The 14,657-nt window shown below is 43.4% G+C and carries 15 protein-coding genes; 8 read left to right on the plus strand and 7 right to left on the minus strand.

What is annotated here, in order from left to right; genetic code table 11:
* The coding region (locus B3M51_RS13565; protein WP_292759925.1) for an ATP-grasp domain-containing protein at positions 1-909 on the plus strand (909 nt) is incomplete at its 5' end.
* 74 nt (positions 910-983) lie between these two features.
* Here the strand turns inward: B3M51_RS13565 and B3M51_RS13570 are convergent.
* Positions 984-3,029, minus strand: a complete 2,046-nt coding sequence (locus B3M51_RS13570) for a TonB-dependent receptor (RefSeq protein ID WP_292482871.1) — start codon at positions 3,027-3,029, stop codon at positions 984-986.
* A 152-nt stretch (positions 3,030-3,181) separates the two neighbouring features.
* Between B3M51_RS13570 and B3M51_RS13575 the strand changes: the two genes are divergently transcribed.
* Complete coding sequence (locus B3M51_RS13575) at positions 3,182-4,075, plus strand: DnaJ C-terminal domain-containing protein (RefSeq protein WP_292759927.1); 894 nt, start codon at positions 3,182-3,184, stop codon at positions 4,073-4,075.
* 21 nt (positions 4,076-4,096) lie between these two features.
* The gene (locus B3M51_RS13580) at positions 4,097-5,482 is read left to right on the plus strand and encodes a DegQ family serine endoprotease (RefSeq protein ID WP_292482875.1); all 1,386 of its coding nucleotides are present in this window, start codon (positions 4,097-4,099) and stop codon (positions 5,480-5,482) included.
* A gap of 81 nt (positions 5,483-5,563) precedes the next feature.
* Here B3M51_RS13580 and B3M51_RS13585 read toward each other — a convergent pair whose 3' ends face one another.
* The 3 genes from B3M51_RS13585 to B3M51_RS13595 form a co-directional block, all read right to left on the minus strand.
* A complete protein-coding gene (locus B3M51_RS13585; protein WP_292482876.1) occupies positions 5,564-6,523 on the minus strand; it encodes a diguanylate cyclase in 960 nt (319 codons plus the stop codon).
* Between the two features lie 162 nt (positions 6,524-6,685).
* Positions 6,686-7,603: a DUF808 domain-containing protein gene (locus B3M51_RS13590; protein ID WP_292482879.1), complete on the minus strand. Its 918-nt coding sequence runs from the start codon at positions 7,601-7,603 to the stop codon at positions 6,686-6,688.
* Positions 7,604-7,679: 76 nt separating this feature from the next.
* Complete coding sequence (locus tag B3M51_RS13595) at positions 7,680-8,156, minus strand: nuclear transport factor 2 family protein (RefSeq protein WP_292482881.1); 477 nt, start codon at positions 8,154-8,156, stop codon at positions 7,680-7,682.
* 101 nt (positions 8,157-8,257) lie between these two features.
* Here B3M51_RS13595 and B3M51_RS13600 point away from each other — a divergent pair, with 101 nt between their 5' ends.
* Positions 8,258-8,833 carry a TetR/AcrR family transcriptional regulator gene (locus B3M51_RS13600; protein ID WP_292482883.1) on the plus strand — a complete coding sequence of 192 codons (576 nt, stop codon included), beginning with the start codon at positions 8,258-8,260 and terminating at the stop codon, positions 8,831-8,833.
* A 154-nt stretch (positions 8,834-8,987) separates the two neighbouring features.
* Positions 8,988-9,374 (plus strand): hypothetical protein, encoded by a 387-nt coding sequence (locus tag B3M51_RS13605; RefSeq protein ID WP_292482885.1) that lies wholly within the window; start codon positions 8,988-8,990, stop codon positions 9,372-9,374.
* An 80-nt stretch (positions 9,375-9,454) separates the two neighbouring features.
* Here the strand turns inward: B3M51_RS13605 and B3M51_RS13610 are convergent, their stop codons facing one another.
* Complete coding sequence (locus B3M51_RS13610; protein WP_292759931.1) at positions 9,455-11,509, minus strand: TonB-dependent siderophore receptor; 2,055 nt, start codon at positions 11,507-11,509, stop codon at positions 9,455-9,457.
* 305 nt (positions 11,510-11,814) lie between these two features.
* Here B3M51_RS13610 and bfr point away from each other — a divergent pair, with 305 nt between their 5' ends.
* Positions 11,815-12,294: a bacterioferritin gene (bfr, locus tag B3M51_RS13615; RefSeq protein WP_292358461.1), complete on the plus strand. Its 480-nt coding sequence runs from the start codon at positions 11,815-11,817 to the stop codon at positions 12,292-12,294.
* 21 nt (positions 12,295-12,315) lie between these two features.
* On the opposite strand, the gene B3M51_RS13620 is transcribed toward bfr, so the two are convergent.
* On the minus strand, positions 12,316-13,236 hold the full coding sequence (locus tag B3M51_RS13620; RefSeq protein ID WP_292397685.1) for a LysR family transcriptional regulator: 921 nt from the start codon (positions 13,234-13,236) through the stop codon (positions 12,316-12,318).
* A gap of 89 nt (positions 13,237-13,325) precedes the next feature.
* Between B3M51_RS13620 and B3M51_RS13625 the strand changes: the two genes are divergently transcribed.
* On the plus strand, positions 13,326-13,754 hold the full coding sequence (locus B3M51_RS13625; RefSeq protein ID WP_292358464.1) for a DMT family transporter: 429 nt from the start codon (positions 13,326-13,328) through the stop codon (positions 13,752-13,754).
* A 9-nt stretch (positions 13,755-13,763) separates the two neighbouring features.
* Positions 13,764-14,240 (plus strand): DMT family transporter, encoded by a 477-nt coding sequence (locus B3M51_RS13630; protein WP_292358466.1) that lies wholly within the window; start codon positions 13,764-13,766, stop codon positions 14,238-14,240.
* Positions 14,241-14,271: 31 nt separating this feature from the next.
* On the opposite strand, the gene B3M51_RS13635 is transcribed toward B3M51_RS13630, so the two are convergent.
* On the minus strand, positions 14,272-14,657 hold a 386-nt coding region (locus tag B3M51_RS13635), incomplete at its 5' end, for a helix-turn-helix domain-containing protein (protein WP_349676750.1).

Here is a 14,657-nt window from a genome sequence, read left to right on the forward strand (position 1 = left end):
TACCGATATGACATGGCCATTCTGCACAACCCTGATGAAAAAATGCCGCCTAGTGATGCCACCGCATTAAAACGCTTTATTGCCAGTGGTAAACGTATCGGTATTGATGTCGAACTGATCACACCGCGAGACTATATACGTATTGCTGAATATGACGCTTTATTTATCCGTGAAACCACGGCGATACATAATCACACCTATAAATTTGCCCGTCGAGCTGAAAGTGAAGGGTTGGTCGTTATTGATGATCCGACTTCAATCATCCGCTGCACCAATAAGATCTATCTTAAGGAGCTGCTGGAAAAGCATAATTTGCCGATGCCGGAATCACATTTGCTCTATCGCAATGATAAAACCGGTCTGGAAAAAATTTGTGCTGAAGCGACTTTTCCTTTGGTAATGAAAATCCCGGATGGCGCCTTTTCCAAAGGGGTTATTAAGGTGAACAATCCTGAAGAATTGCGAAGCAATGCCGCAGAGTTTTTCCAACAATCAGCAATCATCCTGCTGCAGGAATTTATGTTTACCGATTACGACTGGCGTATCGGCGTGTTTAATAACAAACCGATTTATGCCTGCCAGTATTTTATGAGTAAAGGTCATTGGCAGATTTATAACCACAACACCAAAAAAGGTACGGATTCCGGTAAATCAGCCGCAGTGCCTATTTCTGAAGTTCCGGAAAAAGTACTTAAAATCGCCGCAAAATCGGCGAAACTGGTGGGAGATGGTCTTTACGGCATCGATATCAAACAAAGTGGTAGCCGTGTAGTTTTAATCGAAATCAACGATAACCCCAGTATCGATAGCGGCGTAGAAGATGCCTATCTGGGACCAGCTTTATATGACGATATTATGCGAGAGTTTTTACGTCGGCTCGAAGCGCGTAAAGCGCATCGTCAGTCCTGAATTTAAATCAAGAACATAAAAAAAGCGGTGGCTGATATTTCAACCACCGCTTTTTATTTTGGCTTATTGTTGTCTTAAAAGGAGTAACTCGCTCCGACGTGCAGATAACGTTTTTCACCTACAAAGTAGCGATAATCGCCACCACCACCGCCACCAAAATCAGCGCGTTCAGCGTATTCAGTGTTAAACAGGTTGTGTACTTTTCCGTATAGCGTCAGATTATTAGTAACATCGTGAGACGCCCGTAAGTTAAACACATCGTGGCCATCATACTTTTTGTCATTGCCGTCGGTGATGTAATACTCACTCATGTGCACCCATTCCAGCTCAGCACGAGTGACTGGGGTTACATTCCAACCCAGTCGAATGTTTCCCATTCGCTTAGGTGCAGTCACTAAGTAGTCACCTTTTTCGATACCGCTTCCTGGCTTGTTGAAGTCATACTCATGCTTAGCAAAAGTGACATTTGCACCGATATCAAACAACTCATTAAACGGGTAAAACATGCCAAGCTCCAGACCAGTATGGTTAGTTTTACCATCAGGAACATTTTCGTTGTTTGTATCCGTAAAGAAATAGTCATCTTTCTTCATATGATAAGCAGCTATTTCATACTGCAAGCCTTCACCCACTTTACGAACACCGATCTCAACACTGTCAATAGTTTCAGAGTCAGCCCCACCTGTTCGCGAAGGCCCTATCTGGGCACGGTATAGATCGGTAGTCTGTGGTGCACGGTTACCGCGTGCATAGTTAATAAATGCGGCCGTATTGTCTGTCAGTTGTTGCACAAGACCAAGTTTAGGACTTAAATTGCTGAAGGTGTCTTTACCGCTATCTGGACGTAAATATCGCGTACCAAATTCGCGTGAATCAGTGTTGTTGGTGTAGTCGTATTTGGTGTATTCGTAGCGAACACCTGCGGTGACACGAGTTCTGTCCAATACCTGCCATTCACTGTGCACATAAGGGGCAACGACTGTGGCATCCACTTCATAGTCATAATGGACGCCCTGTAAAAACTGTCCAAATCTGGTTGGATTAAATTGCACCTCAGACAGCTCTCCTTCTGTATATTCAAAATCTGTACCGAAAATAACTTTGTGACCGCCATCCAGATCCTTGGTATAAGCTGCTAAGAGTCCCACGCTGCTATGTTTGTTATTCTCCACCGGCTGTCCTGGTAGAAAATGCATCAAAAATTCCATTTCTGTATGACGCAGATAAGGGGTTAATCTAAAGGTAGAGGAGTCTGTTAACTGTCGTTCCCACTCGGTGGATAATCGGGTCGATTTAGCATCACGATAGGCTTCAGGATTAGGATTGGTACGCGAACGACTTTCATCTTCATAGGCTCTAAATCCTGTAATGTAGCCAGCGGTTTCCTGATTAAGATTAGTATGGCTGAACAAGGTTTTAAAGCTATCAATATCGCCATAATAATCATGACGGAAGCTGACTTTTTGCTGATCGTAGCCGGAGTCACTGACATACCCGCCGTCAGTTGTACCATTGACGCTTAGGCGGTAACCATGTTGTCCAATGGTATCGCTCACTGTACCTTTCATTTGATACAAATCATGCGGCCCAATGGAAAGATCAATTTCGCGCTCAAGATCCAGAGAAGGTGCTCGACTTAATACATTAATTAAGCCGTGGACTGCGTTTGAACCATACAAAGCACTACCCGGACCACGCACTATTTCAATTCCGCCAGCCTGTTCATAATTAACTTCAAACAGACCATTTACGTTAGCAAAGCCCGCTGCGCGTAATGGAATACCATCTTCCAGAAACAGAAATGACCCGGCACCAGCACCACCGGTTAACACGGGCGAACGAATAGACGTCAGATGCTCCTGACCATTACCGCGCTGAATATTGACACCACTGACACGATTGACGATTTCGGTGATGTGATCCGGGCGCACCAGATCGATTTCTTCTTCTGAAATTCTGCCGGTATTACCCGCTAAATCCAAAATTGGTGTTCCCGAGCGAGTGCCGGTAACAACTAGCTCGTCCAGAGAGAAATCCTCTTCTTCCTGAGCATAAGCAGGTAAGGCGATATTCATACTGGCCAAGGCCATTAAAATCGGTAATTTGCGTAAGGTCGGCATAAGCTATGATTCCTAAGCGGTATGTTGTAAAAAGTTAACGCATTTTCTCATGTTGTCTTTTTACAACACATCAGAAAAATCCTTAATTGACGTTGAAAAACGTCCTATCATCCCCATCTAATGACCCAGATCAATTTTTTTCGAATGAGCCCATGGAATACAAAGACTATTACAAAATCCTTGGCGTAAGCCGGACAGCAACACCAGAGGAGATAAAAAAAGCCTATCGCACACTCGCGAGGAAGTATCACCCTGATGTCAGCAAAGAGGTGAATGCCGAAGAAAAGTTCAAAGAAGTCGGTGAGGCTTATGAGGTGCTACGCGATAAAGATAAGCGTGCACAATATGACCAGTTTGGTGGACAGTTCCGTCATGGTCAATCGTTTTCTCCACCTCCAGGCTGGGAAGAAAATGTCGGTGGCTTTGGTCAGGGCAATTTCAGCAGCTTTTTCGAAAACATGTTTGGTGGCATGGGCGGAATGGGCGGTGGTCAACAGGATAACTTTTTCGCCCGCGGCGAGGATGTAAACGCCAAAATTACTATTTCACTCGAAGATGCATTTAACGGTGCGAACAAGTCCATCCGCCGTCCAGCCGGTGCCACGCAAACAGGTACCGTTAACGTTAAGATCCCTGCCGGCATCGAACCGGGTAAAAAAATCCGTTTAAGCGGACAAGGTAAAGCTGGAATGAGTGGTAAACCGGGAGACCTATATCTGGAAATCCAGATTGCCCCACATTCGCTTTATCGGCTGGAAGGTAAGGATGTCTACCTCGATTTGCCAATTTCGCCATGGGAGGCAGCATTAGGTGCCAAAATTACCGCGCCAACTTTAGCTGGAAAAATCAGTCTGAATATCCCGGCGGGCACTCGAAGTGGTCAAAAAATGCGTTTGAAAGGTCGAGGGCTTCCTGCTAAAACGCCTGGTGTTCAATTTGTTGTTTTACAGATAATGACACCTCCGGCCACAACTGCCGAGGCGAAAAAGTTTTATCAGCAAATGGCTGAAAAACTTCCGTTTAATCCAAGAGAGAACATTGAATAAGCATTTTGAGGTAGAGACAAAATGATAAAAAAACTGAAATCTGCTGTTGTCTGGTTGGCCGGTGTAACCCTTTTGACACAGGTGGCCGTCGCTGCCCTGCCATTTCCCTGGCTGGATGATGATAATCAAATGCCGACGCTGGCACCAATGCTGGATCAATCCAAACCAGCAGTAGTAAATATTGCCACACGGAGTGAAGTCAGAATTCAGGATAATCCATTATTAAATGATCCGTTTTTCCGACGTTTTTTTAATTTACCTCAACAACAGCAACCCCGTACTCGTCAAGCCCAAAGTCTGGGAAGTGGTGTTATTGTTAATGCTAAAGAAGGTCTGGTATTAACCAATAACCATGTGATTCAGCGTGCCGATGAAATCACCGTTTCCCTGCACGATGGCCGTACGTTTCAGGCTGAAGTAGTAGGCAGCGATCCCGCGACCGACGTGGCCGTGATTCGTATTCCACCCGAAAATCTTACCGCTCTGCCACTGGCGGATTCCGACAGACTGCGAGTAGGTGACTTTGTCGTCGCTATTGGTAACCCGTTCGGCCTGGGACAAACGGTGACATCCGGTATTGTCAGCGCCTTGGGACGGAGTGGTTTGGGGCTTGAAGGTTACGAAAACTTTATTCAAACGGACGCTTCCATCAATCCAGGTAATTCGGGTGGAGCATTAGTTAATCTACGGGGGGAATTAGTGGGTATTAACACCGCTATTTTTTCGCCAAATCAATCCGGTAATGTAGGGATCGGCTTTGCTATTCCGAGTAATCTTGTCAAACAGATTACTGATCAGTTACTGGAATATGGGGAGGTACGTCGTGCTTATCTGGGTGTGCAGATGCAGGACATTACCCCAGAACTCGCTCAGGCATTTGGTATTGAAGCCAATCGGGGCGGCGCCGTAGTAACCAATGTTATTAAAGATTCTGCTGCTGAAAAAGCCGGTTTAAAAGTGGGGGATGTGGTGACAGCCGTAGATGGTGTTTCGCTGTTAAACGCTGATAACCTGCGTAATACCATTGGTTTATTGATGGTGGGTCAGACAATTCAGCTGGACATCATCCGTGATGGCAAGGCTAAGACGTTGACGGCAAAAGTGACAGAAGTCCAGTCCAGGAAAATCCAAACTGGCGATGTACATCCAAAACTGCGTGGCGCCACCTTTGGTGATATCGAAGAAAGCTCACCTGCTTACGGCAGAGTTCAAGGCATTATGCTGTACTCGGTTGAACGAGGCAGCCCGGCCTGGGTCGCAGGTTTACGCAGTTATGACATTGTCACCTCGGTCAATCGTCAACCGGTTACTAACCTTGAGCAATTCAAACTACTGGTTTCTAATCAGTCAGAATTATTACTGAATATTGTCCGGGATAACCAGGCCATGTTCTTGTTGTTACGATAAGCGCTCGGGCGCGGAGCCCAGCTCCGCGCCATCAGCAAGATTGTTGAGCAGTTTCGAGAGGTGGCATTGGTTTACCGAAACCTATAAATCCTGTTGATATTCTGCTGTTCGATTCCGACCTGCAGCTTTTGCCAGGTAAAGTGCCTCATCCGCCTGTTTAATCAAGTCTGCGGCCTGTTTATCACCGGTAGGTACCATGCTGGCCACCCCACAACTTATTGTTACGTAATCTGCAACGCTACTGGTTTTATGCGCTAATGCCATGTCATAAATGTTTTGACGCATCCGTTCAGAAATATCTATTGCATCTTTAGGTCTGGTATTCGGTAACAATACGCAGAACTCCTCACCACCAAAACGAATGGCAACATCAGTTGCCCGAAGCAGACTCTGCTGCATCACATTTGCAACTGATTTTAAGCATTCATCGCCGGCTTGGTGACCATAGGTATCATTGAATTGTTTAAAAAAATCTATATCCGCAATGATGAGTGAAAAATGATTTTTATTGGCTAATGCAGCCGACCATTCTGTTTCCAGATGTTCTGCCAGATAACGTCGATTTGAAAGGCCAGTAAGATCATCTATTTCTACCAACTTTTCCAGTGCGGACTGAACTGTTTTATATTCCGTCATATCCCGCATGGTTTCGACTACTGCAATCAGATTGCCCTGAAAATCATAGATTGGGCCTGAATCAAAAGCGATATAAAGCCTTCGGTGTATACGGGGAAGATAACACCAGTTTTCTGCCTGATAGCCTTTGCCATAGGCTGAAGGCTCAGCATGGTAAACATACAGTTCATCGAGCTCATCAATACGATTTTGCACCAGCAGATCTGCCAGGCAAGGTCGTTTTTCGGAATAAAATGCCTGCCAGTGGCTATCGGTACCAATTACTTCCGAGGCTTTAATCCCGGTCAACCGTTCACAGGCTTTATTCCAGATAATCACTTTTCCCGTGTCATCAAGCACAAAGGTTGCTGTGACTAAATGCTCCATCAAATTAATGGCAAACTGCTGTTGCTGAAGACTATCCAAGATTATCCCTCCCCAGAAAAATCGTATTCCATACTATTCCGGCATATAAGTTACTTCTTTATACGGAATGTATTTTTCCTATACAAGCTTGGGAGAATATTCATGCAAAATAAAATTCAAACGTGTGCCCGCATCAAATACTTTCTGTTGGGTTAAAACTCTTTATCTCACAACACGTTTAAGTCCTTGAATCAGTAGCAGTACTATAGCCCCTGCAATAAGCCCCGTGCCTGCGTTAAACAGTTGGGGAAGGATAAAATCACCCACCGTATTTCCTACACTCAGGCTTTCCAGCCAATGATGCAGAAAAGCTAAACCATGCACTAAAATTCCACCACCAACCAGAAACATTGCCAGCATCCCAACGACGGATAAAAATTTCATAAATTTAGGAGCAAGCCATAAGATGCTCTGTCCCATTCCACGTTTAATTTTTGCGAACCAGTCTTTTCCTGCGCTGGAAATCAGGGCCAATCCGGCATCATCAAATTTGACAATTCCTGCGACTAAGCCGTAAACACCGATGGTCATTGCTAAAGCAATTAGTGAAACCACTATAGTTTGTGTCATTATCGGAGCGCCTTGAGCAACTCCTAATGAAATAACAATTATTTCTGCAGATAAAATAAAGTCTGTACGTATCGCCCCTTTGATTTTGCTCCTTTCGAATTCAGCAATATCAATTTCTGGTGTCGTCACAGCGTGTACTAATTCATTATGATGCGCGTCGTCTTCTGCCTCATCATTAATGTACTTGTGGGCCAACTTCTCAACGCCTTCAAAACAAAGATATAAACCTCCCAGCATCATTAGCGGGGTGACCAGCCATGGTAAAAAAGCGCTAATTGCTAAAGCTGCGGGCACCAGAATCAATTTATTTATCAAAGAGCCCTTAGCCACGGCCCAGACAACAGGTAATTCTCTACTGGCATCAATGCCACTTACCTGTTGAGCATTTAAGGCAAGATCATCGCCCAATACACCGGCTGTTTTCTTAGCCGCGACTTTTGTCATCAGCGTTACATCGTCAAGTAACGTGGCAATATCATCAATTAATGCAAGTAAACCAACACTGGCCATAACTTTCTCTCTAGGTAGTGAGTTACCTATGGATTATAGAGATTTTTGCTGATTGATTAGCAGATAATATTGCTATTTATAGTCCCATCTCACTGAGCCCAGGATAATCATCCGGACGTCGGCCCTGTGGCCAAACCAGTTTGCGTTCAGCTTCACTTATAGGCAGATCGTTAATGCTGGCATAACGGGTTTTCATCAACCCATTTTCATCAAACTCCCAGTTTTCATTACCATAAGAACGAAACCACTGCCCTTGTTCATCATGCCATTCATAAGCAAAGCGAACCGCAATCCGATTTTCGGTAAAAGCCCACAGCTCTTTTACCAATCGATACTCCATTTCGCGTTGCCATTTTTTCTGTAAAAAAGATTTTATCTGTTCACGTCCGACTGGAAATTCCGAACGATTTCGCCACTGACTATCGACGGTGTAAGCTAAAGCAACTTTTTCCGGATCACGACTATTCCAACCATCTTCAGCCATTCGAACCTTTTGTTTTGCTGTCTCGAGTGTAAACGGTGGAAATGGAGGTTTTTGTTCATTTTGTTGCATTGTTTCACTCCTAATTTGAGGTATACCGACTTGTCTACTTCAAGAATAGACAGATCAGTATACCTCTGTCAAACTTGCTGGAGTTTTTATGGGTATTCACTATGGATAAACGTCAGCAATTAATACACACCGCATTTAATCTGTTTTATCAAAATGGTATTCATGCTGTCGGGATTAATCAGATTCTGCAAACAGCCGGTATTGCGAAAAAAACTCTCTATCATCACTTTGCCAGTAAAGAAGAATTAATACAGGCAGTAGTCGAATATCGTGATGAAAATTTCTACAACTGGTTAGCATCGCGGCTTGAACAGGTAAAACCAGGCTATGATGGGCTTAATGAATTATTTGATGCTGTTGATGACTGGATGCATAACCGTGTCGATGTGCTAACAGATTTCCATGGTTGTTTTTTCATTAACACTTGTGCGGAATACAACGACACAAATCATCCTGTATATCTTCAATGCCAAGAGCACAAAACCAGAGTTAACAGCTTAATTAAAAGACAGATTCGTGCCCTGGGAATTAGCGAGTCAGCCATTCAATATGTCACCGAATCAATTAGCCTGTTAAAAGAAGGGGCTATTGTGATGGCTCATGTCCAGGGTGATTTAACGGCAGCACAAAAGGCTAAAGCGATGACTTGGATTGTATTAGCAGCCTATATAAGCTGAATAGCGAGTTATGATAGAAAAAAGACCAATAATCATTATAAGCTCTGCTTTTTTCATAATATTTACCTACATTTACATAGCTTGAACCAAACTTACAAAGAAAAGACCTAATCTGCTTATCAGTTACACGGCTCTTTAAAGTGAGGTAAGCACAATGTCTAATTCAAAAATTACCAAAACATTCATTCTGCTGATGTTTTCATTATTCATCATCGGTTTTTCAGTAAATCAGGCCAGAGCCGATGTCAGAATAAATATCGGGCTTGGGTATCCAACCGGCTATGTGGAGCATCGCCATCATGGGTATATTGTGCAGCAGCATAATCCGCGATACAGCTATAACAGACATCACTATCAGCAACCGAAAAAATATTATTCAAAACATAAACACCATTACCACCAGCCCAAAAAATATTATTCAAAGTACAAACATCATCCGAAATCCTATCGTGGACACGGTAATCACCGTGATTATTATCGCTACGAATCCAGAGGAAATCATCGGAATTACGGACATCGGGAGCATCGCTATTATCGATAATTCACTGTTCACGTAGAACCAAGATATGGTTTTTGTTAAAAAAGAAAAGCCCCTTTCGGGGCTTTTCTTTTTTGGTTTAATTAGAAGCTGTAACGCACATTAGCAGCTACGCTACGACGTTCGCCGTAACCACAATCGAAACCTTCTCCACGACACCAGGAAATAAATTCTTCATCGGTCAGGTTTTTTGCATCAACAGTGAAGTCCCAGTCACCTACGGCATAACCTATCATGGCGTCATATAGCGTTTCAGAAGGAATCTCCGGAGCACCTCCGCCTCCTACAACATCACCAATATAGCGAATGCCCGCACCAACACGCCAATGATTACCCAGGTAGAGTTTATTCCACCATGAACCAGTTTTCTCAGCCAAAGCAGACAGTCGGTCTCCGGTATTATCATTTTTTGCGTTTAAGTCGGTATAAGCAAATTGAGTTTCGAAGTTCTGCCAGCGTTTGTTAATTTGCAGTTCCCAGCCATCAATCACTGACCCAACCTGTTCAACACCACCAGGTGTCTGGCCCTGAACGATACGATTGGTTTCCGTAATATCGAAATAGGCCATCGTCATAGCCAAGGTTTTATCAGGTGACAGATATTTAATACCGATTTCTTCCTGCTCGCCCGTAGTTGGCTTTAAGGTATTGGCTGCCGAGGTGCCGTCAGTACCGAGGTTCATGCTAAAAGCTTCGGCATAACTAATGTATGGAGATAAACCATTATCAAACCTGTACATCAAACCAATACGGCCGGTTGTCTCCTGTTCATCACTGGTAGTATTGGGTCCGGTTACAGCAAGTTTCCGGTTTTTAGCGAAATCACGTCGTAAACCAGCCGATAAAACCACTTTTCCAATTTCAATATGATCAGCCAAATAGATACCAACTTGTTGTATTTCATTATCATCACGATCTACCGGATTCGCTAGGGCTGCAGTATTTAAGTTTCCGTATTGCGGATCATAAAGATTAATAATTCCACCACCGGTTGAATTAGAAATATAATTTTCTTCCTCCCATAGTGCATCCTGTCTATCCCAGCCAATAATGAGGTTGTGACGGGTTATCCCTAAATCAAAGACACCTGAAAGACGCGTATCCAGATTAAAAATTCTAGTTTGACGATCAGCTGTATGAATACTTCGTGCAATATTGCCTTCAGGAGAAACAACTGCTCCCACCCTGGCCCAATGCTCGCGAGTTTTGGTACTAGATTCTGTGTAACGAGCGGTAGTAGAAAATGACCAAATATCATTAAATTTGTGATCAAAAAAGAAAGTTAATTCCGTTTTCTCTCTATCATATCTATCCCAGTCAGGCTCACCAACAAAGGTTTCTGAACCGACATAACCTAAAGGTCCTCGATCAAGTGTTCCGGTTTGTGGCAAAAACTGAGCAGAAACCTGGCCTCTATTTTCCTGGCGATTTAATAAGAAAGAAAATGTTGTGTCATCTGTGGGACGCCATGTTATAGATGGAGCAATTACATAACCATCATCTTCAACATGATCGACCTGAGTATCAGCATCTCGTTGTAAACCAACAACTCTATACAGCAGTTTGCCGTCATCTGTCGCAGGGCCAGTCACATCAAATGCAATCTGCTTACGATTATGAGAACCATATTGTCCCCATATCTCACCTTGCTGTTCAGCTTTTGGTAATTTTGAAACCGAATTGATAACACCACCCAGATCCCCCTGTCCGTATAACATGGATGAAGGTCCTTTCAGTACCTCAATACTTTCCAATGCATAAACGTTGGTTCGAACACTGTTATACGAACCATAGAGTTGTCTTAAACCATCAAGGTAAAGGCCAGGGGAAATACCGCGGACTTTAGCACTATCGATTCGGGTATCAGCACCAAATGCGCCAGAGTAAACACCGGAGGTATACTGTAGAGCATCCTGAATATTTTTTGCACCAGTATCTTTCATGAAATCATCATCGATAATAGACATCGAAAATGGCTGATCCATTATCGGCACATTTAATTTACCAACAACTGGTTCTTCTTCCAGCTCGATATAACCTAACGAATCAGCACCAGTCGAAGTTACTTCTACTGTCGGCAAATCAAGAGACTTTTCTTCGGTTTCTTCAGCGATAGCATTAGCTGTAAATACGAACATAGCTAAGACGGCCGGGGCACAAAACAACCGGTTTTTTTGAACAGATGGATACATTACAGATTCCCAAACGATTTATTAAAGCTAAATGATAGTGATTTAGATTTGCATAATGTAAAGAAATGTAACAATTCTGTCAATTTGTATGTTTGAAATCACAAAACGGATTTTGGTTTAAGTGTGTTGCAAGCTTTGCCGTACAAATTTGTTTAAATTGGCAAATACCCGTGACAAGTGCCAGTTGATGAGTCAAGCTTTACATAAAATAACGCCTCAGCCCAAACTTGATTACCAAAAGGAAAACGCTTATGAAAGGCAGCCAAAAAGTCATTGATTTACTTAATAACCTCCTCGCCGGTGAACTGACCGCGATGGACCAATATTTCATTCATTCCAGAATATACGAAGACTGGGGGCTGACACGATTATATAACCGTATTTCTCATGAAATGCAGGATGAAACCGACCATGCCGATCAGATGATCAAGCGTATTTTGTTTCTGGAAGGCATGCCCGACCTGACACACCGCGAACCGTTACGTGTAGGTCACACCGTACCGGAAATGCTGCAAAACGATCTGGATCTGGAATACGCTGTGGTCAAAAATCTGCGGGAAGGTATCGCGCTGTGTGAAAAAGAAGATGATTACGAAACACGCCAGATGTTACTTAAACAACTGGAAGATACCGAACTAGATCACACCCATTGGTTGGAACAACAGCTAGGGTTAATTGATAAAATGGGTTTGAGAAATTACCAGCAAGCCATGACGCTAGCTGAAGCATAAATGACTATTTTTTAATTGATTTTACGCATCCCAATACGGTTTCTCTTCGCCAAAGTAGCCTGACATAGCATCTAGAAAATATCTGACTTTAGAAGATTTCAACCGATTCGCTGGATAAAGCGCATAAATCTTTTGTGGTTCGGCTTTTTCTGATGCTTCCCATGATTGTAGTAAAGGCACCAATTCACCGGATTGAAGATACTTGCTTATCAGCCAGCGTGGGAACAACACAATTCCTTGCCCTGCAACGGCCGCATCAACCAGAATATCGGCATTGTTACTATATAAATTTCCGGTGACCTCAATGCCTTCAAATTTTGCCTCTGCATTGGGTCTAAAAAACCAGCTCCGCCGTCCCATACTGCCCTTATAAATTAGACAATTATGCTGAATCAGCCCCTTTGGTTCTGACAGCTCAGCCATTGAATCCACATACTCAGGTGCAGCACACAAATCATACTTTTCATTGGCAATTTTTTTATAGTTCAAACTGGAATCGGCCATTCCCCCAATACGGATTACAACATCCACGCCCTCGATGATCGGATCAATATAACTATCTGTTAATACCAGCTCGATGTTTATATCTTTATATTGTCGCTGAAACTTGTGAAGTAATTTGGTTAGATGCAATCGTCCAAAAGACACTGGAGCATTGATTTTTAGATTGCCTTGGGGCACCAAAGCACTTCCCTTAGCAAGCTCGGTTGCCAGTTCAATACTAATCAGTGCTTCTCTGACCTCAGCAAAATAGATCTCCCCCACTTCCGTTAGCTTGACCGCTCGAGTATGACGATAAAACAACCGCTGACCCAATGATTTTTCCAATCCAGCGATATAACGTGAAACAGATGAAGGCGGTAAATCCAATACTCTTGAAGCAGCTACAAAGCTACCTGCCTGTGCCACAGCCACAAATACTTTCAAAACATTCATGCTCATAGTGCAATTATCTATTGTTATTTACGTTATTGATTGAATTTAAGCATCAATAGACAATCACCACAACTTTTACTCAGGAAACGACATTCGTGCAGATCATTATTTACCTATTGGTACTCATCGCTGGGATGGGGTTGTCCATTGAAGCCGGATTGCTGGGACCATTGGGTATTCAAGTCGGTCATCTCGCGGCCACCTTATCCATCTTTATGATCGGCTCAATTATTTTGTCACTGATCCTGATCTTTTTTGTCAAAACCGATCTCAACAAATTGTTTAATCAACCCAAATGGTTATTAACTGGCGGCGTATTAGGACCGTTGTATGTAGTGTTTCTGACAATTGGCACGCCCATTGTTGGTCTCGGTGTCACCATGACCAGCGTGTTACTGGGACAAATCGCCATGAGTCTGGTCATTGATCACTACGGTCTACTGGGCTCGGTAAAACGATCCATTGATCCTTATCGCATCATGGCTATCGTCATGATTCTGTCCGCTCTTTGGTTATTAAGTTAGGAACACATGATGACATTCACATTAACCATCTTAATGCTTACACTCGGCGGCATTGCTTTATCGGTGCAATCCTCAATAAACGGTAATCTTGGTAATAAAGTCGGCGTCATCGCCAGCTCATGGCTGACGTTTATTGTCGGCTTTGCGATAACCTTTCTGCTGTTTTTCTTTTTTGAATCTCCCCACGATCAAACACTACTCACCGCTCCGAAATGGCAACTTATCGGTGCGTTATTCGGTGTGGTATATATGGTCGTTGTCGTCTTCGCCGTGCCGAGAATAGGTATCGCAGGCACTACCGTTTCGGTTATCTCCGGCCAATTGATGATGAGTTTATTGATTGACCACTTTGGCTGGCTGAATAACGCCGTAATCACCCTTGATGCAGAACGTTATCTTGCGGCTATATTATTGATTGGCGCGATAGCCATGATTTATTTGAGCAATAAAAGACGCGAAGCAGCACTTCTATTAAATGAACAGTAAATAAATTAAAACGAGTGGTTTTTTATAAATATTAGAACTCATTCGGTAGGGTGTCATAAGCCTGCTGAGCTTCCAGTACATACTCAATATTACCTTCTGACCAATTTTTAATGCCATCTAATAAATCGATCAGAGTTTGCCCAAGCGGTGTTAATGAATACTCCACTTTTGGTGGAACGGTCGGATAGACCTTACGGTTAACCAGGCCATCACGTTCCAGTCCTCGAAGGGTTTGCGTCAGCATTTTCTGTGAAATACCATCCAGCTCCCGACGTAACTGCCCGAAGCGTTTTGTCTCTTCAGCCAAAGCCCCCACAGTAAGTACTGTCCACTTATCCGCAATCCGATCCAGCACTAAACGGGTCGGACAGTTTTTATTATAGACATTCCATTCAGCCATAAGCCATTGTTTCCATT

The organism is Methylophaga sp. UBA2689 (assembly GCA_002354555.1).
GTDB lineage: Bacteria > Pseudomonadota > Gammaproteobacteria > Nitrosococcales > Methylophagaceae > Methylophaga.